This window comes from Paenibacillus sp. FSL H7-0326, assembly GCF_001955535.1.
GTDB lineage: Bacteria > Bacillota > Bacilli > Paenibacillales > Paenibacillaceae > Paenibacillus > Paenibacillus shunpengii.
The window spans coordinates 245708-268890 of the sequence record NZ_MPVN01000001.1 but is presented as its reverse complement, the minus strand read 5'-3'; the positions used below and the strand labels follow the sequence as shown (position 1 = coordinate 268890).

General features: G+C 43.5%; 21 protein-coding genes and 1 pseudogene. 18 read left to right on the top strand and 4 right to left on the bottom strand.

Going from position 1 to position 23183, the window contains the following annotated elements:
* Nucleotides 1-8 precede the first annotated feature (8 nt).
* Genes BK126_RS01150 through BK126_RS01140 form a run of 3 tightly spaced genes read left to right on the top strand, consistent with a single transcriptional unit; the run spans nucleotide 9 to nucleotide 3536 of the window.
* Nucleotides 9-1478 carry a tripartite tricarboxylate transporter permease gene (locus BK126_RS01150; RefSeq protein ID WP_076312486.1) on the top strand — a complete coding sequence of 490 codons (1470 nt, stop codon included), beginning with the start codon at nucleotides 9-11 and terminating at the stop codon, nucleotides 1476-1478.
* Nucleotides 1479-1515: 37 nt separating this feature from the next.
* Complete coding sequence (locus BK126_RS01145) at nucleotides 1516-2553, top strand: tripartite tricarboxylate transporter substrate binding protein (protein ID WP_179085497.1); 1038 nt, start codon at nucleotides 1516-1518, stop codon at nucleotides 2551-2553.
* Nucleotides 2554-2570: 17 nt separating this feature from the next.
* Nucleotides 2571-3536, top strand: coding sequence for a hydroxyacid dehydrogenase (locus BK126_RS01140; protein ID WP_076310909.1), 966 nt, complete (start codon nucleotides 2571-2573; stop codon nucleotides 3534-3536).
* 111 nt (nucleotides 3537-3647) lie between these two features.
* Here the strand turns inward: BK126_RS01140 and BK126_RS01135 are convergent, their stop codons facing one another.
* On the bottom strand, nucleotides 3648-5954 hold the full coding sequence (locus BK126_RS01135; protein ID WP_076310908.1) for a helix-turn-helix domain-containing protein: 2307 nt from the start codon (nucleotides 5952-5954) through the stop codon (nucleotides 3648-3650).
* A gap of 337 nt (nucleotides 5955-6291) precedes the next feature.
* On the opposite strand from BK126_RS01135, the gene BK126_RS01130 reads away from it, so the two are divergent.
* The 5 genes from BK126_RS01130 to BK126_RS01110 are packed head-to-tail and all read left to right on the top strand — an operon-like array spanning nucleotide 6292 to nucleotide 11762.
* On the top strand, nucleotides 6292-7227 hold the full coding sequence (locus BK126_RS01130; RefSeq protein WP_076310907.1) for an ABC transporter permease: 936 nt from the start codon (nucleotides 6292-6294) through the stop codon (nucleotides 7225-7227).
* Nucleotides 7228-7244: 17 nt separating this feature from the next.
* A complete protein-coding gene (locus BK126_RS01125) occupies nucleotides 7245-8126 on the top strand; it encodes a carbohydrate ABC transporter permease (RefSeq protein WP_076310906.1) in 882 nt (293 codons plus the stop codon).
* 52 nt (nucleotides 8127-8178) lie between these two features.
* Nucleotides 8179-9801, top strand: coding sequence for an extracellular solute-binding protein (locus BK126_RS01120; protein WP_076310905.1), 1623 nt, complete (start codon nucleotides 8179-8181; stop codon nucleotides 9799-9801).
* Nucleotides 9791-10795 (top strand): Gfo/Idh/MocA family protein, encoded by a 1005-nt coding sequence (locus BK126_RS01115; protein ID WP_076310904.1) that lies wholly within the window; start codon nucleotides 9791-9793, stop codon nucleotides 10793-10795. The genes BK126_RS01120 and BK126_RS01115 overlap by 11 nt, the downstream gene beginning before the upstream one ends.
* Entirely contained in the window at nucleotides 10788-11762 is a 975-nt protein-coding gene (locus BK126_RS01110; protein WP_076310903.1) for a Gfo/Idh/MocA family protein, read from the top strand. Before BK126_RS01115 ends, BK126_RS01110 begins: the two co-directional genes overlap by 8 nt.
* 26 nt (nucleotides 11763-11788) lie before the next feature.
* Here BK126_RS01110 and BK126_RS01105 read toward each other — a convergent pair whose 3' ends face one another.
* Nucleotides 11789-12541 (bottom strand): DUF4184 family protein, encoded by a 753-nt coding sequence (locus BK126_RS01105; protein WP_076310902.1) that lies wholly within the window; start codon nucleotides 12539-12541, stop codon nucleotides 11789-11791.
* A 115-nt stretch (nucleotides 12542-12656) separates the two neighbouring features.
* On the opposite strand from BK126_RS01105, the gene BK126_RS01100 reads away from it, so the two are divergent.
* From BK126_RS01100 to BK126_RS01090, 3 genes are all read left to right on the top strand, one after another.
* A complete protein-coding gene (locus tag BK126_RS01100) occupies nucleotides 12657-13265 on the top strand; it encodes a GNAT family N-acetyltransferase (RefSeq protein WP_083655669.1) in 609 nt (202 codons plus the stop codon).
* A 350-nt stretch (nucleotides 13266-13615) separates the two neighbouring features.
* Nucleotides 13616-14848: a DUF4179 domain-containing protein gene (locus tag BK126_RS01095; protein ID WP_076310900.1), complete on the top strand. Its 1233-nt coding sequence runs from the start codon at nucleotides 13616-13618 to the stop codon at nucleotides 14846-14848.
* Nucleotides 14849-14952: 104 nt separating this feature from the next.
* Complete coding sequence (locus BK126_RS01090) at nucleotides 14953-15672, top strand: YebC/PmpR family DNA-binding transcriptional regulator (RefSeq protein ID WP_076310899.1); 720 nt, start codon at nucleotides 14953-14955, stop codon at nucleotides 15670-15672.
* Between the two features lie 98 nt (nucleotides 15673-15770).
* Here the strand turns inward: BK126_RS01090 and BK126_RS01085 are convergent, their stop codons facing one another.
* Nucleotides 15771-16751 carry a serine hydrolase domain-containing protein gene (locus BK126_RS01085; RefSeq protein ID WP_076310898.1) on the bottom strand — a complete coding sequence of 327 codons (981 nt, stop codon included), beginning with the start codon at nucleotides 16749-16751 and terminating at the stop codon, nucleotides 15771-15773.
* Nucleotides 16752-17034: 283 nt separating this feature from the next.
* Here BK126_RS01085 and BK126_RS01080 point away from each other — a divergent pair, with 283 nt between their 5' ends.
* The gene (locus tag BK126_RS01080; RefSeq protein ID WP_076310897.1) at nucleotides 17035-17814 is read left to right on the top strand and encodes an exodeoxyribonuclease III; all 780 of its coding nucleotides are present in this window, start codon (nucleotides 17035-17037) and stop codon (nucleotides 17812-17814) included.
* A gap of 154 nt (nucleotides 17815-17968) precedes the next feature.
* Here the strand turns inward: BK126_RS01080 and BK126_RS01075 are convergent, their stop codons facing one another.
* Nucleotides 17969-18511, bottom strand: coding sequence for an isochorismatase family protein (locus BK126_RS01075; RefSeq protein WP_076310896.1), 543 nt, complete (start codon nucleotides 18509-18511; stop codon nucleotides 17969-17971).
* A gap of 184 nt (nucleotides 18512-18695) precedes the next feature.
* On the opposite strand from BK126_RS01075, the gene BK126_RS01070 reads away from it, so the two are divergent.
* From BK126_RS01070 to BK126_RS01055, 6 genes and pseudogenes are all read left to right on the top strand, one after another.
* Nucleotides 18696-19322 (top strand): SGNH/GDSL hydrolase family protein, encoded by a 627-nt coding sequence (locus BK126_RS01070; protein WP_076310895.1) that lies wholly within the window; start codon nucleotides 18696-18698, stop codon nucleotides 19320-19322.
* Between the two features lie 403 nt (nucleotides 19323-19725).
* Nucleotides 19726-19821 (top strand): competence inhibitor ComI, encoded by a 96-nt coding sequence (gene comI, locus BK126_RS29690; RefSeq protein WP_019419116.1) that lies wholly within the window; start codon nucleotides 19726-19728, stop codon nucleotides 19819-19821.
* 285 nt (nucleotides 19822-20106) lie between these two features.
* On the top strand, nucleotides 20107-20262 hold the full coding sequence (locus BK126_RS29240) for a hypothetical protein (protein ID WP_179085490.1): 156 nt from the start codon (nucleotides 20107-20109) through the stop codon (nucleotides 20260-20262).
* Nucleotides 20237-20743, top strand: a pseudogene (locus BK126_RS01065) (HIT family protein). Before BK126_RS29240 ends, BK126_RS01065 begins: the two are co-directional and overlap by 26 nt.
* Before the next feature lie 275 nt (nucleotides 20744-21018).
* Nucleotides 21019-21594: a hypothetical protein gene (locus tag BK126_RS01060; RefSeq protein ID WP_076310894.1), complete on the top strand. Its 576-nt coding sequence runs from the start codon at nucleotides 21019-21021 to the stop codon at nucleotides 21592-21594.
* 348 nt (nucleotides 21595-21942) lie between these two features.
* On the top strand, nucleotides 21943-22533 hold the full coding sequence (locus tag BK126_RS01055) for a hypothetical protein (protein ID WP_076310893.1): 591 nt from the start codon (nucleotides 21943-21945) through the stop codon (nucleotides 22531-22533).
* Nucleotides 22534-23183: the final 650 nt, after the last annotated feature.

Sequence of the window (23183 nt, the reverse complement as noted above, 5' to 3'; positions counted from 1 at the left end):
TAACACCGATGAATTTGTTAATGGCTGCACTCGGGGCACTGATTGGCACATTTGTTGGCGTTCTTCCAGGATTGGGCCCAACTTCTGCAATTGCCATCCTGCTGCCTCTTACAGCAGTTCTAGAACCATCCCAAGCCATCATTATGCTGGCAGGCATATACTACGGATCGATGTATGGAGGCTCAACAACTGCCATTCTTCTAAACATCCCCGGTGAGGCTTCATCTGTGCCTACATGCTTGGATGGGTATCCTTTGGCACAGCAGGGAAGAGGGGGACCTGCGTTAGGTATTGCTGCCATTTCTTCATTCTTTGCCGGAATGCTTGGTCTTGTCGGACTTGTGTTCTTTGCACCATTTCTCGCGGAACAAGCTATTAAATTTGGCCCGCCTGAACTGTTTGCGGTCATGATTCTTGCGTTGACAGTAACCTCAGGTCTCGCCGGAGGATCTATGGTCAAAGCGGCTATCATGGGATTGTTTGGATTCATGCTGTCATTAGTCGGGCTTGGTACTTCCACAGGAATGTTTAGATATCAATTTGGCTTGGAGTCCTTGTCCAGCGGGTTTGAAATGATCAGCATCATCATTGGGCTGTTTGCGATAACAGAAGTATTCAAGACCTTTGGTGAGAAGAAAGTAGCCATTTCCTCTGATCAAATAGGCAGCGTATATCCCTCTGTTAAGGATATGAAGCAGAGCTCTGGAGCTGCCCTGACAGGGAGTGCAATTGGGTTTGTAATGGGGCTTCTGCCAGGTGTTTCAGCCGCAGTGACTTCATTCTTATCCTATGATATTGTGAAGAAATTCTCCAAGCGTAAACGGCTGTTTGGAAAAGGAGCCATAGAAGGTGTAGCTGCACCTGAGGCAGCAAACAATGCAACAAGCACGGCTGGCTTCATTCCTCTATTTTCACTAGGGATTCCTGCTTCACCACCGCTTGCCGTACTACTTGCTGGTCTGATGATTTATGGTGTAACGCCAGGTCCGATGCTGTTTGAACAGCAAGGCGGCTTTATATGGACGGTTATTGCGAGCATGGTCGTTGGTAATCTGGTTCTGCTGCTGCTCAATCTTCCGCTCGTGGGTGTATGGGCTAAGCTGACGAGAGTTCCTTTTGGCATTATGGGGCCGATCATCCTGGTACTATGTGTTATTGGTGCCTATTCGGTCCGGAACAGCTTGTTTGATGTTGTGATTGCTGTGCTATTCGGCTTTATCGGGTACTTCTTACATAAATATAACTGGCCGGTGATGCCGCTTGTCCTATGCTTTATCCTTGGTCCGCTGTTGGAGCAGTCCTTTACACAGACCATGGCCATGTCTGCCGGAGACTTTACGATATTCCTGACTCGTCCGATAGCTCTAATATTCTTAATCTTATCTCTAGTCATGATTATTGTTTCGAATTTGCTTATTCGTCGCACAAAAAGAAGGCTGGTGGAAGCAGGAGCTTCTGATCTAAATTCGATATCTTAATTGGTTAATAAAAATACGATCTTGGGAGAGATGTAAAATGAATCGTTCATATATCACAAGTGCAGGAAAGCGTCTTACCACTCTGGCTGTATTATCCAGTATGTTTGTTCTGGCCGCTTGCGGGGGCGGGACTGCTAACGAGGATGCAGCAACAAATGGCTCTTCTGCTGATAATTATCCAAGTAAGCCCATAGAATATGTTGTTCCATATGCCGCAGGAGGTGGGGTGGATCTCGTTGCTCGTGTTGTAGCAGATGCAGTCAGCGAGAAATGGGGACAGCCCGTCTCTGTAGTTAATAAAGCAGGTGGAGGTGGAACAACGGGAGCACAATATGCACTTGGAACAAATCCGGATGGTTATACGGTACTGGCGAATGTGGTATCTAATACTTCGATGATGGAAGCGAGCTATGCCTCACCAGCAATTAAGCTTGAAGATCAGGAGCTCGTTGCACGTATTGTAGAAGATGCTCCAACCTTCACGGTGAAATCAGATGCAGAATGGGAGAACCTGAACGAATTCTCCGAATGGGTCAAGCAAAATCCCGAGCAGCTCAGCTGGACAACCTCAGGTGTCACAGGATATGCGACCTATGTTGTCGCTGAATGGCTGAACGAGCTTGGAGTGGACATCTCCAAGACCCGTATGATTGTAACCAAAGGAACAGCGGAATCACTCCCCATGATTGCAGGGGGGAATGCTGTCCTTGCCGTCCATCCTGTAAGTGAAGTCGCGACGATGGTGAATTCGGGCAACTTGAAAATCCTGGCCATTCAAAGCGCGGAAAGAAGTCCACACTTCCCTGATGTACCAACTACAACAGAAGAGGGCTTTACGAACCTGTCTGCGACTTGGTGGACTGGACTAAGCATGCCTAAGGGTACACCTGCGGACATTGTGCAGAAATGGAATGACACACTGGAGGAACTAGCGGCAGATCCCGAATTCCAAGAGAAACTGGCTGCCATGAAGATGTCGTCCTCTTATTTGAACAAGGATGAATTTAATGAGTTCATTACTCGGGAAACCGAATATTATGGTGAGCTTGCTGATAAATTTGGACTAAAAAAATAGAGAGGAGCCGTGTATAGATGACGAAGATTGTCATAGTTGAAGCGATGGGTGAGACCGGTTTAGAACTGCTCCAGAAGAGTGAATATTCAGTCAAATATGATCCGACTTTATGGTCAGATCATCGTCGTCTGATCGAAGCGTCTGAGCATGCTGAAGTCCTTATTGTCCGTAATCAAACACAACTTACACGTGAGCTCCTGGATGAACTTCCTCGTGTTAAGGTCATTGGTCGGCTTGGCGTAGGTTTGGATAACATTGATGTCGAGGCTGCTTCGTCTAAAGGTATACCTATTGTAAGTGCAAAGAACGCGAATGCAGCATCGGTTGCTGAATATGTAATGGCTTCAATTCTGACTGTGAACCGTCCACTTATTGCAGCTACAAGAGATGTCATTTCGGGCGGTTGGGATCGAAAAAAATTCGGCGGCAGAGAAATTCAAGGCACCACTTTAGGTCTTATCGGTGTCGGACAGGTCGGACGCTTGACAGGCAGCAAAGCACAGGCCCTTGGACTCCATGTCATCGGATATGACCCGATGTATGAGCCTGGTACAACGACAGAGAATGCGATCGCACTAAAAACGTTGGAGGAGGTGCTGGCAGAATCCGACTATGTTAGTCTTCATGTACCTTTATTGCCAGAGACTCGTCACCTTATTGACCGTACAGCACTGCAGCGAATGAAGTCTACTGCGTATGTCATTAACACAGCGCGTGGCGGAGTCGTTCATGAACTGGATTTGGTTGAAGCACTCGAAGCAGGTGAAATCGCAGGAGCAGTGCTGGATGTATTGGAGCAAGAGCCTCCTCCGTCAGATCATCCGTTATTCAGTGTATCGAACTGCATCCTGACTCCTCATGTTGCCGGTGCAACAGAGGAAGCACTGAATCGAACCTCTCTAATGGTGGCTGCAGAGGTGATAAAGGAACTCGAAGGAGAAGCTTCAGAGTTTAGAGTCGCGGAAGTTGCCCGTTCGAAATAAAAAATAACAAAACACCTTCAATGAATTACCTGCCTATTACGTCAAGATGCAGGCATTTCAATTGAAGGTGTTTTTTTTGTAAAGTTATCGAATTGCGGCCAGTAGCTGCATTTACCCAATACTTCGTTTGTGCTCCTGGAGGACATGCTGCTTCCGGTAAGCGCCAGGCGTCATGTTCGTCAGCTTCTTGAATGATCGGTTGAAGGAGGTGATGTTATGATATCCGACGAGCTGGCTGATCTCGTTCACGTTCAGATCCGTTGTCACGAGCAGTTCACAAGCCTTGGACATGCGCACTCCCTGCAAATGCTCGCTGAAATTCATCCCCGTCTTCTCTTTAATATAAGCTGAGAGATAAGCACTGGACAAATTGAGCTTATCGGACAAGTAATCCAGCGAGATGTCCTCCATATACTTGTGCTGAATGATTTCGTAGAACATAACGACAAGAGGCTCAGATGACAGGTCCTGGCGCTTCCGGGTAAGTGCGCATGCAGCATGGACAAATGACAGGAAGCTTTGATGATAATCAGACAGGGTATGGCAGTGCTTGATCCCTTCCATCCACAGCTTGAGTGCAGGGAAGGAAGCTTCACCTGGCAGAAGCTCGTTTGTACTCTCCATCACTTTTATAGCAATGAGATGAGCATACTCCTGAAACTGCAGTACGCCGGCTCCTTGCTCATAAAAGGGTACCAGCAGTTCCTGAATCAGTTCCATCGCGCGTTCCTCATCGCCGGATTGAAGAGCCTGATGTAGATTTTTTTGCATGATCGAAGACAGGGGAGGAAGCTCAGGGAGCTCTCTTTCCTCGAATATAATTTGAGTTTCTTCTGCTATATAGGCTTGTGAAGAGAGATTTCGCAATCGTTGATACGCATCGTTGAAACCCGATGCATCCGCAACCAGCGGACTGACGCCAACGGTGACGATATAATGCTCATGATCTGCATCAAATGTTTGCTTGATTCGTTCCAGCAGCATGCTCAAATCTTGTGAAGAGGCTCCTTTTAATACGGAGACAATTTCATCGCTCTCCAGCTGGAATGTATGTGTATCTTGTACACATTCGGAAGAGATCAGATGAATATGCTCCAGCAAATGGCGGATAACCCGGCCCACCTCATCCCGAGCCTTACTTTCGGCTTGGCGAAAACGAATATCATAATAAACAATATGATAACGACCTGAGCTGTTTAGGAAATCTGACCACTCATTGATGTCGGTGTTGATATTTTTGAGCTGATTCATGTAAGTATAGCTTTGGAGCGCTGCTTTTTGCTCCTTCATCCGCTGGATAATGCTCTCTTTTTCTTTCTGAAGCTGCTGAATCCGAGTATGGATAAGATCATATTCCCATATCTGGCCCGCAGCATTGGAGTCAATCCCTAGATCCTGTTCACTTACACCAGCACCGCCCGAAGCTCGATCTAACAGACTTGAGAGCATTTGCTTCACAGGAGAATGGAGCTTTCTGCTAAGCAAGATAGCAGCGATAACAGCAACAGCGAGTGAAGCGACAAACACCAGCAGTAAATACTTGGACAACTGCTGAAGCTGAACGGTGATTTGCGTGTCTGGAGTCGATGTAACATAGGTTAATCCATCACTGCCTGTAGTCTTGAAATAATATACCCCATTATGCTTCGCCATGCTTCTGCCATCAGGGAATAGGGGGATCTGCTCAGCTTGAGCGCTTTCATTCCTGCTGTACAGGATATGTCCGGCTTCGTCCATCAGCATCAAATTTCCTTGTTCTGCTGCGGTCCCATAAAATGCATCTGCAGCTTGTTCAATATCAATCATCGCAACAAGCTGATAAGACGTGTCCGGATAATGGAACACATAAGGCAGCAGCTTCTTAGCTTCGATATTCTTAGCCGCAAGCTCGAAGGTAGACGCAGGCAGCATTTGAAATGAAGTCTTCTGATTCAGCTCTGCTTGCCAATCGGATAAGGTGTAATTCACATTGTGATAAAAACGTTCAAACATATATTCATTGCTGCTGCTGCCGCTCTTGCCAAATGCAAGATCCGCCTGATCCAGATGGACAATGACATCCTGAACCATAAATAACGGATTGTATGCCTCTCTTCTTATCTCCTCGATGACCTCCTTAGCCTTCAAGAAATTCGCTCCGTCTATACCATACCTGTTCAGTTCACTATTAAAGCTGATCAGATCCGGATTGTGATACAGATCGAAGAGCAGAATCTGTATTCTCTCAAAATGCTGGGCAAATCTCTCCGCCGTATTCTCGGTCTGCGTCTGACTGCTGCGCATAATTTCCTGTTCAAGACCATTACGGAACATTTTATAGATAAGTACATAGAAGCACCCAAACAACAGAATGAGGGTGAGAAAGCTCACAAATATTTTGAAGTATAAAGAACGCTTGCGTGCCCAGATCCACCTCATCGTACGATCATCTCCTAACGTTAATCTTTTCTGTGCTGCTAAGGCTTGACCGAATCCTTCTTAATCGGCTTATTGTAGCAAGACAGTATTAACTCGCAGGGACTCCATTGTAAATCCGATGTAAAATCCAGCTGTGTATTTTTTAAGATTGTATTGTGTTTTTACGAAAAGATGTTAGGTTTCGTAAAGTTCTGAATAGATGTCTACAATCCAAAGAACGGTAAATACCTTTCTCGTCATAGCTCTTGTATCATGTGACTTGCAAGTGAATCACGGTGCTTAGCATTCGTAACCGTCAAAAGGGGGTGTAAGTATTGGGAAGGAAATAGGATCAGAGGTGCAGGCGTCAGAGAGAAAGAAATGGAAGCAGAGAAGCACTCTGCGATCATGGACTAGTAATTGGGAGCTCTACTTATTGTTTCTGCCCGTGCTCGCTTACTTTATTATCTTTCACTATATTCCGATGTATGGAGTGCAAATCGCCTTCAAGGATTTCATCGCGAACAAAGGCATCATGGGCAGTCCTTGGGTCGGATTCGAGCATTTCGAGAGATTCTTTGACAGCTTCTATTTTTGGAGAATTATTAAGAACACGCTGGGGATCGGTATCTATGAGCTGGTCGTAGGTTTCCCGATTCCGATTATCCTAGCGCTCATGATCCATGAGCTGAGAACAGGCAAGTTTAGAAAATTCGTGCAGACCGTCACGTACATGCCGCATTTTCTATCCACGATTGTCATGGTGGGCATGATCATGATGTTCTTGTCACCCGCGTCTGGACTCATTAATGTAGTCATTTTGTTATTTGGCGGGGAGCCGATCAGCTTCATGACAGAACCGGGCTGGTTCAAGAGCATCTATGTATGGTCAGGTGTATGGCAGACGATGGGCTGGAGCTCCATTATCTATATTGCTGCGCTTGCCGGAATTGATCCGCAGCTTCATGAAGCAGCCAGAGTGGATGGAGCATCCAGACTCTGCCGAATATGGCATATCAATTTACCGGGCATCGCACCCACAATTATCGTACTGCTCATCCTGAACATGGGCTCCATTCTTGGAGTAGGATTCGAGAAGGTATTCCTGATGCAAAACGACTTAAATATGGAGAGCTCTGATGTAATCTCTACGAATGTTTATCGCAGCGGCATACTCGGTGCACAGTACAGCTTCTCAGCTGCCGTTGGATTATTCAACTCAGTCGTCAATTTCATTATGCTGCTCATCGTTAACCGGATTGCGCGTAAAGTCAGTTCAAGCAGTCTATGGTAGAAAGGAGGCCTGTAAGCATGGCAGAAAGCCGGGGAGATCGTTACGTCATGACTGCAATATACATTCTGCTCGGACTTGTCTCTTTCATCGTCTTATATCCGATATATTTTGTACTGATAGCCTCTATTAGCAGTCCGGAGGAGGTTATGCTGGGCAAGGTATGGCTGTGGCCGAAGAGTCTATCTCTTGTTGGTTATGAACGTATCTTTGAAAATAACGAATTGATGAAGGGTTACCTCAATACGATTCTGTACACGGTCATCGGTACCGCTCTGAACGTTGTCATGACGATTGCTGCAGCATACCCGCTGTCTCGTCAGGATTTCAAGGGGAGAAACGCATTCACGGTACTGATCGTTTTTACGATGTTCTTCAGTGGAGGCATGATCCCGACTTACCTGTTGATTAAGGATCTCGGACTGCTTGATACGTTCTGGGTAATGATACTGCCTACAGCGGTATCCGTGTGGAACATTCTCATTATGAGAACCTTCTTCCAAAGCTCTATTCCAAAAGAGCTGCAGGAGGCCGCATTTCTGGATGGGTGCTCCAATCTGAAGCTGCTTGTCCGGATTATCCTTCCTCTGTCCGGGCCGGTGCTGGCGGTTATGGTATTATTTTATGCCGTCGGTCATTGGAACAGCTATTTTAACGCACTTATCTATCTATCCGACAGGGACAAGTATCCACTGCAGCTGTTCTTAAGAGAAATTCTAATTCAGGATCAAATGCAGAATATGGTGGACTTAGGCAGTGATACATATTCCAAAAGCCTGATGGAGGTTGAAGCCATCAAATACGCTGCAGTCATGGTGACAAATCTGCCGATGCTGATCCTGTATCCGTTCCTGCAAAAATATTTCATTAAAGGTGTCATGATCGGCGCTATTAAAGGATAGCTGAGGTTCATTAACTGAGGTTCTATACTAAAATCGAGGAGTGAAGTAGCGTATGTGGAAAAAATGGGGGAGTCTTTCATTATCACTAGTTATTGCGGCAAGCTTAATGGCGGGATGCGGCTCAAGTGAAGGCAGCGGAGAAGCAGAAGGAGAACAGGCACCAGAAGTGACGTCTAATCTAAATGAGACAGGGATGCCCATCGTTAACGAGCAGATTACGCTTGATTTTTTCACCGGGAAGTGGGCCGGAAACAGCAGCAATTATGATGAAGTGCTCGTGTGGGATAAGTATCAGGAAATGTCCAATATCGATGTGAATTTCAATCTGGTTCCTTTTGAAACATTGACAGAGAAGCGCAATCTGGCACTTGCCGGTGGAGATTATCCCGACGTCTTCTACTCCGCAAGAGTCAGCTCTGCTGAATTGACCCGTTATGGACCACAAGGGGTATTTATCCCGCTGAATGATCTAATCGATCAGTACGCTCCCAACTTCAAGAAGCTGATGGACGAGAATCCAGGTATTCGTAAAGGACTGACGATGCCGGACGGGAATATTTACTCGCTGCCTTCCTTCTATGATCCCAACTTCTTATCCATGCTGATCGGAACGCCTCTATGGATTAATGAAGACTGGCTTAAGCAGCTGGGAATGGATGAGCCGGATACCATTGATGAATTTTACAATTATCTGAAGGCAGTTAAGGAGACCGATCTGAATGGAAATGGCAAAAATGATGAGATTCCATTTGGAGGAACCGGGATTACTTCTATTATTGATCAGGTCAAAGGGGCATGGGGTCTAGGCACGAAGGGTCTGGGTCATAAGTTCGTCGATGTGGATGCAGACACGAATGAGCTTCGTTTTACGAAGACACTGCCAGAGTATAAGGAAATGCTGCAATTTATGAACAAGCTGTACTCAGAAGGATTAATTGACAAAGAAATATTCACCATTGAGAGCAGTGCTCTGAACGCCAAGGGGCAGGCTGACTTGCTGGGATCGACCATTGTACCGAATCCGGATACCGTAATGGGCAAGGACAATTATATTGGTCTGGGTGCATTGGAAGGACCGCATGGTGACAAGCTGTACTCCCATGTTAAGGTTCCGATGGTGCACGTAGGAGCCTTTGCCATTACAGATAAGAATGAGCATCCGGAGGCAACGATCCGCTGGATGGATCACTTCTTCGGGCAGGAAGGTGCAACGTTCTTCTTCATGGGGGAAGAGGGTACCACGTATAACAAAAATGCTGACGGCGAGCTTGAATACATTGAAGATATTACAAATAATCCGAATGGGCTTACGATGGACCAGGCGCTTACTCAATATTTTACCTGGACGGGCGGAAGCTACCCTGGTTATGTGAAAGGTGAATATTTTAAAGGATCCGAAACATTGCCAAATTCGATGGAAGCTGCAGAGAAGGCCGAGCCGCACGCCGTGGAAGACATCTGGTATAACTTCAACTTTACGAATGAAGAGACAGATTTCATGTCCTCTGTCGGTAAAGACATCCATGATTATATTGATGAAATGGAAGCGAAGTTCGTAAATGGCAGTGCTTCTTTTGATGAGTGGGATACGTATGTGGAGACTATTAATAAAATGGGACTTGAAGAGTATATGAAGATCTACCAGGCTGCTTATGAGCGTTATAATGCAAGCTAAGCAACAAGTGAAGATAGCCGTTATGGGTTACAAAGCGGGTTCAGTAAAATATGCCAAGTACTATGCAGAACATCCTGCGATTCAGCTGTCAGGTATATGTGATCCGCGCGAGGAGTGGGCAGAGCACATTCAAACCACTGTATACCGCAGCCTGCCGGAGCTGCTGGCAGAGCAGAAGCCGGATATCCTTCATCTTGCGCTTCCGGTCAAGGAGCATCTGCCTGATCTGTACATCGCTGCGGAAGCGGGTGCTCATGTGGTTTGTGAGAAGCCCTTCGGCTTGTTAGCTACGGATCTGAAACAGCTGGCTGCCATATGCAGACAGCACAGCGTACAGATTATTCCTTCTCACGAGGCCTTGTTCAGACCGGAATATTCGGATCTGGCAAGGCAAGTGAGAGCAGGTGTGATCGGCAGTCCAGGCGTAGTTCATGTTCGGCGTATGATGACTGGAGAGGAAGCTTACGGCAGTCGTTTGCCTTTCTCCACTGATCATCGTATTGAACCCATTATGACGCTGTTTATCGATGAAATTGAATTTATGAGTTATCTTCTGGGCGAAGTGGAGAGCGTATTCGCACAGCATATTCGCAAAGAACGGACTGAGTATGCGCTGCTCACACTGAAATACGAATGCGGCACTATTGTGAATATGGAAGGTATATTAGGTTACCCGAGTCCGGCAACATCTGAATTCGAGATGGCAGGAAATCAAGGGATCATTCGCTCCAGTCCGAAGATGAGCGCTTCGGTGGAGATCAGAAGAGGGGGTTCCGAATTCAGTTTAGTCAGCCCTGCATTTGAGGATGCGATCGATGGATTTATACGATCCGTGCTGAATATTGCAGCTCATAAGACTGAACCGGTAATATCGCTGGAGGAGTCTTGGAAGACTGCGGTTGTCATCCAGGCGGCAGCTTATTCGGCAAGTAACGGCCAGGCAGTGACCATGCGGTCGTTCCGTTTAACCGATGGGTGGTGGCGGGATGCGTAAGCTTCGTATCGGTATGATCAGCTTCGCCCATTCCCATGCCTTCAGCTACTACAGACAGCTGCAGCTGATTGAAAATACGGAGGTAACTGCAATCTCAGATCCCTATTATGATCGGGTCAAGGCGATAGTTGAACGTAACCATGTTCAATTCTATCCAGATCATCTGAAGCTGCTCGAGCTGCCGGATATAGATGCGGTCATTATTTGTTCGGAAAATAGGCATCATGCCGCCCTAGTCACGGACAGTGCGAAGGCAGGCAAGCATATATTGTGCGAGAAGCCGCTTGGGACAGGACGCGTTGAAATGCGGCAAATGATTGATATTTGTCATGAACTGCAGGTGCAGCTCATGACGGCCTTTCCTTGCCGTTACCTTCCGTCGGTCATTCGAGTTAAGGAAGCCGTAGCCCGAGGTGAGATTGGTGAAGTCATCGCTGTTAAAGGGTATAACCGAGGCGGCATGCCCGGCGGCTGGTTTGTCGATCCGGCGCAATCTGGCGGCGGTGCACTGCTCGATCATACGGTACATGTTGCTGATATGCTGAATTGGATGCTGGGAGTACAGCCCCGTGTTGTTCACGCCGAGAAAGGGACACTGTTTCATGATATTGCTGTCGAGGATTCGGGTATGGTCCATCTGGAATATGACAATGGCGTAATTGGGGTTATCGATACAAGCTGGTCTCGAAATCCTGTGTTTCCTTATTGGGGAGATGTGAAGCTGGATGTAATTGGAACGGAAGGGATCATAAGAATGGATGCTTTTGCCCAAGTCAATGAAGTGTTCAGCATAGAGCAAGGCAGAGCACGGTACAGCTACTTTGGAGACAAGATGGACTATTATATGCTTCAGGACTTTGTGAATCGTATTCTTGATGGAAGGCCTGTAGCGATTACGGGAGAGGACGGGTATGCCGCAGCCGAGGTGGCATTGTCAGCCTATGATTACCTGGAGAATCGAACGTAATCTTATAAAATGAAACAAGGTGCGCCTCAACGCTGGAGGCGCACCTTGTTCTTTTTGAATTTAAAAAAGATGGAAACGAAGAGCAGACTAAGCAAACCAGAATCGATGACTCTGACCACATGAACACCAATGCTATGAATAGCCACCGGATCAGCGATAAACCAGATAATGAAGAATACAATAGACAATAGGGCAATGCATAGCCAATACAGCGATTTTTGTGCAGACGGTGTACTTCGATTAGCTAGACTATTGTATTTTCTGGCTCGATAAAGGATGTAAATCAGAATTAACGAAAGTCCGGCCAGCGTCCCGCCATGCTGCAGTATTTTGTAGATGGGAATTTCGTAACCGAGTACATGGAGGTCAACGCTGAGCAGCGGAATCCGATCAACAACAAATCCATGCTGGTGCGTAAAAGCATCCCACACGACGTGCGTTAACATGCCGAGTAAGGCTGAATAACAGAAAATAATGATCTTGACCGGTAATCCGAAATTAGACGTACGCTCAGAACGATCCTGCATAAATACAGGCAAATGATCCATTAGAGTCTGGTGAATGAAAAAATAATAGATCAGGTAGACCAACGCGACCAGCGGCAAATTAAAATAGAAGAACCCCGCAAAAGTATGTCCGGTCATGCCCGCAGGCTGTCCTCTTAGCAAATATTCAAAATCAGGGGCCATGCTGCCCAATACGAGCGCAGTAAAATGAAGATACTTGCTCTTGCGTGAAAACGGCAGAACGGCAGCAGGATGGGCAAAAGTAAATGGCATCGTATGTAGAATCTCCTTTATAAATGAATCAGAATCGGTCTCCAGATGTATGTATTGTCTAGCCCAGGCACGGTAGATTTAGTATAAACCGTTGGCTATTAAATGGAGGGGGAACATGATGGAATCGATAAATATTGTCAGGATGACAGAGCTTAGGGAGCAGCAGCTGCAGCAGGCGGCAGACGTCTACGTGAATAGTTATTATAACGAATTAACCTCCATGTCGAAAGATAAAATGATGTTAAAAAGAATAATTAAAGAGTCTTTTGTTGTAGATCAATTCTATGCTGCGATTATTGAAGGCCAAGTCGTAGGCATTATGGCATATTCCACAAGCATTACTCGCTCGCAGTATTTTGATAAAGAGTTCTTAAAAAGCATTCTAGGTAATGTTCAGGGGAGTGTTGTACATTATTTTCTGGCAAAACAATTTCACATACCCGCCCCAATTTATAGAGATGAGTGCTTTCTAGAAGCGGTTGCCACAGACCCTATGTATCGGGGAAGAGGGATCGCGACATCCATGCTGCTCCATCTGATGCATCATTTGCCGTATCGGGTCTTTAAGCTGGAAGTCGTTGATACGAATCATGCGGCACGATCCATTTATGAGAAGCACGGTTTTCACATCTATAAGGCCGTAAAGCAAAGATGGTTTCGCAAGAGACTTGGCTTCAATGAGAAGCTCTATATGGTAAGGACTGTGGATGAGCCATCAATATAGCCTACAGTCATTAAAATTTATAAATGAATACGAACCAAACGTTCACCCAAATGTTTCAAATCACCGAAGAGATTACGGATGCAGTGGGAAATTCATATCCGATCGAATCCTCGCGGTTTTTCTTAGTATTAGATCATGTCACTCAGACGTGGCAATACGATTATGTCGTGCCTGCGAAGGATTTCGAGCAGCCTTTGTAATTCAAGATCTACAAGCACCCGGGCTCTATTGAGAAAAAGATCACGCTGCCAATAAAATAACAAAATGTTTTTGTAAAGCGAACCTTTTATATCCGGCTAGTGTTCTTACATTATATATAAGTTAGTTATGTATGGGCGGGAGGTATAGTAGTGCCATCAAAAAAAAGTAATAAAATAGTATTGCTTACAACTGTGGTGACCCTACTGCTGGTGGTTGGTTTGACGCTGGCCTGGAATGTCATTTGGGATGAGGACCTAAACAGATCTTACTCACCAGAAATGGTCAAATATTTAGAGCCAATAAACGATAACAGGACACTCATGCTCGCTGCGGAAAACAATCTGTTGCAGGAAATTCATCAGTCCGATACGAGCGGGGAATATCAATTGACGCTGGGTGGAATCATCGCGGATGAAGAGAATGCAGTCATCTTATATTCCCTGAGCGGTCCTGATTTGAATGGCAAATTAAACGAGTACTCGGTAGAATTAATATCTGATGAAGAGCTTCATTATGCGGCACCTTACTTTAATCCCTCTATAGAAGAAGATGCAACTAAATCGTACATGACATACCAAGTTCAGTTGAGTTCAGGTGAAGTATTTCCGCAAAATATGGGACTTGTGTTACGTTTGGGAGAGCAGGAGCTTAAAGTGGATTTTTCTGTAGATCACTCCCGGTTCGCGGGTTTGAGAAAGAAAGTTCTATTTAACAGGGAAATACCGATAGACAACCAGACTGTATTACTGCGTGAAATGGAACTGCTGCCTTTGAGGACGACCATACGCTTGGAAACACTACAGTCAAATAAAAAGCAAGTGAATGATTTATTTGCTCTATCTTTAATAGATGATACAGGTCAGCACCAATGGAATCAGAGTGAATTAAGCTCAGGTTCACTTAGCGAGGGAATGTATACGGCTAATTTTGATGGACTATATTTTGAAGATCCAGAACAATTGTATCTGATATCAGAAGGAGTGTATGCTTCTGACAAGAATATGACCATGATTATTAACTCTGAGACAAAGAAGATTATTGAGGCACCGGATGAACATCTACAGTTGCTGGACATTTTAGAAAATGAAGAGTATATGACCATCAAGCTTCGGCTAGACAATTACGAGTTTCCTGGACCGAGCATTCAAAATGACATTTCCCTGCTTACGTACGGAGGAGTATTTATAGATGCCTTGGGGAAGCAGTTCAAGCTTCTAAATCCTGAGATTGAGTTAACGGCTCAGATCTCAGCTGAACGAGATAAGCATACGCATCTGTATCATTACTACATTCCGAATGAGGAGTATCAACAGCCGCTTACGTTTCCGATATACGAATACACAGGATATAAATCAGGTGGGTTTAAGATTCCTCTATACTGAGTCAGAATAAAGGAGCCACAAGATGCTAACTTTTCAAGCTGGCCCATAAAAGCTATAATATAAAGGATTGTTTAGAATCTCTATGAAAGCGAGCGAATATTGATATGGGTCGTAAGTGGAATAATATTAAAGAGAAGAAAGCATCCAAAGACGCGAGCACGAGTCGTGTTTATGCGAAGTTTGGACGTGAGATTTATGTTGTAGCTCGTCAAGGCGAGCCAGATCCGGAATCGAACCGCGCGCTGAAGGTCGTTCTAGAGCGTGCTAAGACATACAATGTACCCAAAGCGATTATTGACCGTGCACTGGAAAAAGCAAAAGGCGGATCGGAAGAGAATTTTGACGAGCTGCGTTACGAAGGCTTTGGTCCAAACGGATCCATGGTCATTGTTGATGCCCTTACGAACAATGTAAACCGTACGGCTTCTGAAGTTCGTTCAACCTTTACGAAGAATGGCGGTAATCTCGGCGTAAGTGGTTCTGTCAGCTATATGTTTGACTCTACGGCAGTCATCGGGGTGGAAGGCAAATCTGCAGACGAAGTGCTTGAGCTGCTGATGGAAGCTGATCTCGATGTCCGTGATATTGTAGAAGAAGATGAAGCGGTTATCGTATATGCGGAACCGGACCAATTCCATGCCGTTCAAGATGCTTTTAAAAATGCAGGAGTAACCGAGTTTACAGTAGCTGAACTTACGATGCTTCCGCAAACCTTTGTATCCTTGGAAGGCGATGCGCTTGCTCAGTTCGAGAAGCTGATTGATGTACTTGAGGATCTTGAGGACGTGCAGCAAGTGTATCATAATGTGGAGTTTGAAGAATAGAACGTAGATCTCCTCTGTCATTCATGATGATTTACAGATGAGCCTTACATTTACAGCCACAGGATAATTCCTGTGGCTGATTTAATGTGGCTTGCCAGTTATTCTTGAACTTCAAATAACGGTTCAATATATTCCTTAATAAATTGAATTCGGTCTTTAGCATTTTCGACAAAATAAGAAGCGATCGAGATGACCATATCTTTCTTTTGATTAACATAGATTACATTCCCGCCATCACCCATAGCAGCATACTCACTATCGTCCAATAGCCACCATAAATAGCCATATGCCCTATTGAGCTTTCTCCATCGGCTGTGTTCAATGGTGCTTTCGTCTATCCATTGAGATGATACAATTCGCTGATCTTTCCACATTCCTTTATTCAAGTACAGCTGACCGATTTGTGCCATATCTCTGCAGCTAAGAGTCAAACCCCAGCCAGCCGAATTCACTCCATCAGGAGCAGCAACCCAGCCGCTAATATCTCTGGCTGTATAGAAAGCCAATTGCTCCTCTGTATTTGAGAAAAATAGGATATTCTCCACATGAATACCTAGTGGTCCGAACAAATGGTCTGCTGCAAAATCAAACACGGATTGTCCTGTTGCACGAACAAGAATTCCTGATAAAATATCGGGTCCGATGATGTGGGTATATCTAAATACCTTCGCTGCATCTTCAACATCTAATGAATCAAGTGAATACTTAACCCAGCTATAGCTTGAAAAATAATCTCCATATAGTTCCGTTGTATGCTTATAAGGAGCGGTCATCGTCAACAAATCCTTGATGGTTACATGAAGTGAAGACATTTGCTCATTCTCAGCTGCATATTCCGGAAAGAAATCCACTACTTTCTCATCAACACCCTTAATAGATTTCTTGTCAATTGCAATACCGATCAATAGAGAAATTATACTTTTGGTGACAGAAAAAATATGAACCGGACTGCCAGCACTACATTCGTTAAAGTACTTTTCGTATACCAATTTTCCATTTCTTTGAATAACAATGCCCGCTGTATTATTGTAATCGGATCGTATCAACTGTTCTATTTTCATTATTTCATCTTGGTTCATATGATTCCTCCTCTAGTCGAAGGCGCCTTCAACTGAAGGATAGTTCCTTTAAAAATATTTTGCAATGACCTATTTTAAACGTTGAAGAATTGCTTCTTATTGATAAGCTGATGAATGAGAGAATCTTTGCACGATTATTGTACGTTGTGTCGTATGATGAAGATGTTCTGAATACTGTCTTAGTTTACGCAGAAACATAAACTTTCTATGATATAATACGTTTGTTCGTTTATTGATAGAGAGATGTGAATTATTCTTAACTTACAGGGGGATATACAGCGTAGTGAAACTTGTATCTTGGAATGTAAACGGGCTGAGAGCCTGTGTAAATAAAGGGTTTATGGATTATTTTAAGCAGATGGATGCGGACATTTTTTGCCTGCAGGAGACCAAGCTGCAAGAAGGACAAATTCAAATGGAGTTAGGCGACTCCTACGAGGATTACTGGAATTATGCAGAGAAAAAAGGTTACTCGGGAACCGCGGTGTTTACGAGAATCAAGCCGATTTCGGTTCAATATGGTATGAGTGAGGAGGATCCTGATCCAGAGGGGCGAATGATCACGCTGGAATTTGAACAATTTTATCTAGTTAATGTATACACACCTAATGCGAGAAGGGATTTATCGCGATTACCTCTTCGTCTGGAATGGGAGGAACGTTTTCGAGCCTATCTTAATGAGCTGGACCAGCATAAGCCTGTGATCGTATGTGGAGATATGAACGTAGCTCACCAGGAGATTGACCTTAAGAATGCCAAATCAAACCGTGGTAATTCAGGCTTTACGCTGGAGGAACGCGAGAAAATGAGCATGCTGCTGGATTCGGGCTTTGTAGATTCGTTCCGTTATTTTTATCCTGATCGGACAGATGTGTACACCTGGTGGTCTTATATGGCGAAGGTCAGAGAGCGGAATATCGGCTGGCGAATTGATTACTTCCTTGCTTCGACCCGGCTTGCACCGTACTTGAAGGATTCAGGAGCAGACTGTCATATCATGGGAAGTGATCATTGTCCTGTATTCTTGGAAATGGAGCTTGACGAATCTCTTCAAAATGCTTAACTGCTAACGGTTATAAATAATTACTAGGGATGAGCAAGGCAATTTACATAGAGTCATAGGTTAAATTAATTGCGGCCTATCCACTCTGGTTGCTTTGGCTCATCCTTTTATATTGAAATAGATTTGTATATTAATAGATTTTAGATTTGTAGACTTAGATGGTATTGTGTACGGCATAATTCTGAACATAGCTGTCGTGATCGAGCACCTCAATTGCCCCTGACCAATCGAGCACTTTTCCGACAAAACCTTGGATGTCCAGATCCTTCATCTCATACGTATCCTGCGTATTACCCGTACCTGAAGCATCCTTAATTAAAGTCACTTTATACCCGCGGTCATAAGCCGATATCGCTGAGAACATACAGCAGAACTCCGTCTCAAAGCCGACGATGAAGAGATGTTTAACGCCTAACTTCTCCAGAGTCTCTGCAAGATTCGTGTTATAAAATGCACTCGGTGTCTGTTTCTCAACTACAGTTTCAGCATATTTAAGAATTGAATCATGTATATGTGAGCCCTCTGAATCTCGGTACAATGGACTTTCTTCCTGATCATCAATATGTCTAATAAAAATGACCGGATGTCCATCGCTTCTAAAATCTTGAATCACTTGTTCTATTAATGTGAGTTCTTTTGTGAAATCTTTTAGCTCGACAATGGCATTCTGTACATCAATCACTAACAGTGCTTTCATCAGACACCCCCTGGAATTGTATACCAATTGGTAATTCTATAGGTATGATCGAAATCCTTTTGATAAAGGGAAACTATGAAAATATATTCTGACATATTCGTCGTATCTGGCGTTGCAAGACCATTCTGTTAGCGCTATCATTAGTTCAGAGCTTTATATCATTTCTAAAGGAGCCAATATACATATGACACGGATTGAAGATCAAGCTACAGTGCTATTTATCGGAGACAGTATTACGGATTGTGGCAGAAATTACGATAATGTGGGTGACCTTGGCAGAGGTTATGCCATGATGGTTGCAGCGGAACTTAATTTTCGTTATCCTGAGAAGCAAATTCAGTTTATGAATCGCGGCATCAATGGAAACCGAGTTACAGATCTTGAGCAAAGGTGGGAGCAGGATTGCCTGGCGCATAACCCAACATGGGTGTCCATATATATTGGAATCAATGATACGTGGCGCTGGTACGATTCCAAGGCAGAGACTTCTGCAGATGAATTTTATCGTACATATCGTGAGCTGCTTGTGCGGACCAAAGAGCATACGAATGCGAATATCGTGTTAATAGAACCGTTCGTACTGCCTGTTCCGGAAGATCGCAAGGGATGGAGAGTAGATCTTGATCCAAAAATTCATGCCATTCGAGAGCTGGCTCGTGAATTCGGAACATATTATGTGCCGCTGGATGGCCTGTTTGCTCAAGCGAGTACCAAGGCGGAGCCAGCCTACTGGGCAGGAGACGGTGTGCATCCAACAGATGCAGGACATGCCCTCATTGCAAGAGCATGGCTGGATGCAGTAAAAGTTTAAGTTCACCGAACGGGGTGGGTAACCGGACAAGGTTTAGAAAGCCACAGGAGTGATATTACTGCGAATTAATAGATGAACTGTTTAAGCTGGTCTTTATAAGCCAGCTTTTTTGCGTTGCTTCCTGCGTAAAAACGAAGTGATGAATACATAAGTACTGGCAGGATTTTAATTTCTTAAGAATGAACGCTATTACGAAAGAGCAGGACAGTTCAACAATTGCGCGAATATTTAAGTGAAGAAGTTATTCGCGAAGTTCAGAGATAAAAGAGTTATATGAAAGGGATGCAAGATAGAGATTGTAAACCAAATCAAGAACACTTGTACGCAGTTATAAATAAAGGTAAAATATAACTACAATTGAATCATGGGTGGGCATGGTTTCCCTTCGAAAGGAGGTGAAGCCATGGAAGTGAAAGATGCATTAACGATTATGTTCCTCTTTGGGACGTTCATTCTTGCTCTTTTAACATACATCAATAATAACAACAAGAAAAAGTAAAAACCCACCCAAAGGTTGAGGCCAGAGGTGGGTTTTGTTCTTTTACGACTTAGAAGGGAATAGACCATCCAAGCCAATTGTACTGACCAAGTGTTCGCTGCACTTGGTCTTTATTACATATATAATATCACAAAGAAAAAATGTATCAAAGCGTGAAATAATATTGAAAGTGATAATAAGAAAAAAGAGATAAGTTGAACGGTAAAACGAAGATGGCATCCCCATCATATAACATAGTATTCACGCATCGGGGCTATCGCCCCTCGGTTGTTTAGATGTATAATCGTGGAAGAAGTTCAGACAACAAACGCCCCAGCCCAAGATAAGAGCTATCTAAGGCTGGGGCGTTTCGTGAATACAGGAACGTTAGATGAAATTACGATGCAAGTTCTTATCAAAAACAATGAGGTGTATAATGCCAAGACAGATTACATTGGGTGATGGAAGAACAGTAGAAGTTGAATGTGTAAGCTGCGCATTGACAAGTGGTTTGATTTCTTCAACAGGTTGAGTAATTTTTGAATCAAGCAACTTTCATGTCCATCAGGATATTGCTTACCCAATTAAAGGGTTAGTTATATTGGCTTCAAAGAGGCATTTTTATTGCATGGATGAATTAACAAATGAAGAGCGATTAGAATTTATTTTGTTAATTCATAAGCTCAGAAGTGAACAAAGAAAACGATTGGGAATTGAAAAGGTCTATTATTTTTATAATGAAGATACAACACATCACTTTCATTTATGGAAGGTTCCTAGATGTGAATGGATGTACCAATTTGGAAATTCAGTAGAATCATTAAGACCGGCATTATTACATGCAAGGAATAATATGAATGACGATGAGAATATGAAGAGTGTAGAAGAAGGGGTTAGCATGTTACGAGAGGGCATGAGGGATTTTGTGAGTAGCTCAAGGTAACCTCATCTAACAAAGTATTCACGCTGCGGGCATTCGCCCTTGGTCTGGACCGAGGGATTTCAGGGAAGTGGATTCAGCCAGACAATTCCTGCGAGGCTAAGTCTTTGACCCGGCTCCCGTTGGTCCCTTAAGCTTCTCGGGTTGTGAATACAAAACGTTATCCGAAACTATTCAAAACCAACAGTATGTAGTGAACTAGAAGAAAACTAACTAAAAAGATAATTTATCAATGGCCTAACGACAAAAAAGGTTGAAGTCAAGGAGAATAGCTGATTATGAAAAAAGTCAATTTATTTATTATGGTTATTTTGCTGTTGACGGCTTGTCAATCTTCACAAGAATCAAAGCCGATAACAGAAGAAACCATTGATTTCGACAGGAACACTGCAATGGAAATGGTAAAAAAGAAAGAAAAAATGATTGTTGACTTAGCTTGGAGAGAAAAGGTATCAAAACTGGAGTATAAAGAAATAGAGCAATTTTTTACTGAAGAATTTGGAAATCGCGCCAAGGATATTTTAGCTATATTCTTTATTAATGATATAGATGCCGATCCCGATTCAGATATATACATAAATAAAAACACATTATACCCAACTGTCTTTCATAAAGGAATTACGATAACAAAAGCGGTTGTTTATAAGAGTGAATTCGAGAACGAATTTTTTAATCAAACTACATTAAGCATCAAGGAAGAGTATGTTGGTGATGATGAAAAGTTAAAGGATTGGTACAGAGAATATATTTTTACGCCTAACGAAAACGATGAGTGGGAATTAAGTGGATATTCCGGAACAATGAATTTCTCAGGGGAAGATTATAATATGAATTATTTAGAGCTAAAGAAATGAACAAGAGAGAATAGCATCGGATAACAATATATTCACGCATCGGACATTCGTCCTCGGTCCGGCATTTGCCGGACACATCCGACTACGTCGGACGTCGTGAATACAAGGACGTTAGGCGAAATCATTGTAAAGAAGGAAACCGTTATATAAATATGAGATTAGAGGAATTATCCTTGAAGGGTTTTCAAACGCAAGTAAAACATCGCTTCTTAAAGCGATATAACAATATCAAGCGATTGACGAATCAGCAGAGTTGGGTGTCGTTAGCTAACTCACTTAAGCCTTTCGGGTTCAGTTAATGCAAGAACGTTATTGGAAATCAATGCAAATAGGATGAATGGAGACTCTATGAACAAGAAAATAAAGAGAAGATCAATTTTCTTTGTTGTAATCTTAGCGATTGTATTTTTCATTCTTTATAGGTATGGCTATTCACTAAACGAGAAACAAGCTTTAAGAATATCATACCCTTTCACAGACGGTGATGTAGTATATAACAAAAAATTCGAAAATAATAAAGCGGTTATATGGGAAACCGAGAATTTCAATTATGTGAAGCAAGTTGAAATTAAATTGGGGTTCTTATATCAAGTATCAAATGTAGCTGTGTTACAGTCCATGCAACCGTTGATCGGAACAGAAGGGGAACTGATGGGGACATGGTCGGCGAGACTAAACTCAAGAAATATGTACGATACTATTTTCGGAGTGGAATCAGATAATCCTGAAATTAAAAGAGTAATCATAAGTAATGATAATATTGATAACGTAATTTCGTATGATATGGATGAAATAAAAGAGAATTCAACAGTATTTATCGAATTAATTTTAGAAGATGGTTTTGCAGCATCATACAATGAACTAAATACAAAAGATGCTAGTGGATTTATATTTAGAGGAGTAAATGATAAGGGAGAGATATTAATATTAGGAAGATAAGAGCGTTAATTGAATAGCTCATGAAGGCGAGTGTATACAAGAAAGGAAATATGCTACGCGAACAACGAGTAACATTAAGGCCTGTTATTGAAGAAGATTGGGAACGGCGATATGAATGGCTGTCCAATCCTGCAGTTAATCGAACGTTACCATCTGGAAATGGTATGTCCTAACACCGGTGATTTATGAAAGCAAGTACGTTATTTAGAGAAGCAGCAACAGTTGCGAGCAACCGAAGGGAGGGGCTCAAAAAATTGCAACGCCAGCTCCACCTCAAGAATTCTTCCCTCAGCTACAAGTGAAATTTTTTGGAGCCCGAACGACTTTTGCGAAGCAACCAGAGAGAGGGAGCCAAAAAATGTAACGCCAGCCCCACCCCCAAGAATTCTTCCTTTCAGCTACAAAGTGGAATTATGAGAGCCCATCGACTTTTGCGAGCAACCGAAGGGAGGGGCTCAAAAAATTGCAACGCCAGCTCCACCTCAAGAATTCTTCCCTCAGCTACAAGTGAAATTTTTTGGATCTCGAACGACTTTTGCGAAGCAACCAGAGAGAGGGAGCCAAAAAATGTAACGCCAGCCCCACCCCCAAGAATTCTTCCTTTCAGCTACAAAGTGGAATTATGAGAGCCCATCGACTTTTGCGAGCAA

Excerpts from the sequence above, each read along its gene's own strand:
- BK126_RS01100 (WP_083655669.1), top strand. The coding sequence starts at position 12,657 with ATGATGGAATCGATAAATATTGTCAGGATGACAGAGCTTAGGGAGCAG.
- BK126_RS01055 (WP_076310893.1), top strand. The coding sequence starts at position 21,943 with ATGAACAAGAAAATAAAGAGAAGATCAATTTTCTTTGTTGTAATCTTA.
- BK126_RS01115 (WP_076310904.1), top strand. The coding sequence starts at position 9,791 with ATGCAAGCTAAGCAACAAGTGAAGATAGCCGTTATGGGTTACAAAGCG.
- BK126_RS01085 (WP_076310898.1), bottom strand. The coding sequence starts at position 16,751 with ATGAACCAAGATGAAATAATGAAAATAGAACAGTTGATACGATCCGAT.
- BK126_RS01070 (WP_076310895.1), top strand. The coding sequence starts at position 18,696 with ATGACACGGATTGAAGATCAAGCTACAGTGCTATTTATCGGAGACAGT.
- BK126_RS01125 (WP_076310906.1), top strand. The coding sequence starts at position 7,245 with ATGGCAGAAAGCCGGGGAGATCGTTACGTCATGACTGCAATATACATT.
- BK126_RS01120 (WP_076310905.1), top strand. The coding sequence starts at position 8,179 with ATGTGGAAAAAATGGGGGAGTCTTTCATTATCACTAGTTATTGCGGCA.
- BK126_RS01110 (WP_076310903.1), top strand. The coding sequence starts at position 10,788 with ATGCGTAAGCTTCGTATCGGTATGATCAGCTTCGCCCATTCCCATGCC.
- BK126_RS01150 (WP_076312486.1), top strand. The coding sequence starts at position 9 with ATGAATTTGTTAATGGCTGCACTCGGGGCACTGATTGGCACATTTGTT.
- BK126_RS01090 (WP_076310899.1), top strand. The coding sequence starts at position 14,953 with ATGGGTCGTAAGTGGAATAATATTAAAGAGAAGAAAGCATCCAAAGAC.
- BK126_RS01060 (WP_076310894.1), top strand. The coding sequence starts at position 21,019 with ATGAAAAAAGTCAATTTATTTATTATGGTTATTTTGCTGTTGACGGCT.
- BK126_RS01075 (WP_076310896.1), bottom strand. The coding sequence starts at position 18,511 with ATGAAAGCACTGTTAGTGATTGATGTACAGAATGCCATTGTCGAGCTA.
- BK126_RS01140 (WP_076310909.1), top strand. The coding sequence starts at position 2,571 with ATGACGAAGATTGTCATAGTTGAAGCGATGGGTGAGACCGGTTTAGAA.
- BK126_RS01105 (WP_076310902.1), bottom strand. The coding sequence starts at position 12,541 with ATGCCATTTACTTTTGCCCATCCTGCTGCCGTTCTGCCGTTTTCACGC.
- BK126_RS01135 (WP_076310908.1), bottom strand. The coding sequence starts at position 5,954 with ATGAGGTGGATCTGGGCACGCAAGCGTTCTTTATACTTCAAAATATTT.
- comI (WP_019419116.1), top strand. The coding sequence starts at position 19,726 with ATGGAAGTGAAAGATGCATTAACGATTATGTTCCTCTTTGGGACGTTC.
- BK126_RS01145 (WP_179085497.1), top strand. The coding sequence starts at position 1,516 with ATGAATCGTTCATATATCACAAGTGCAGGAAAGCGTCTTACCACTCTG.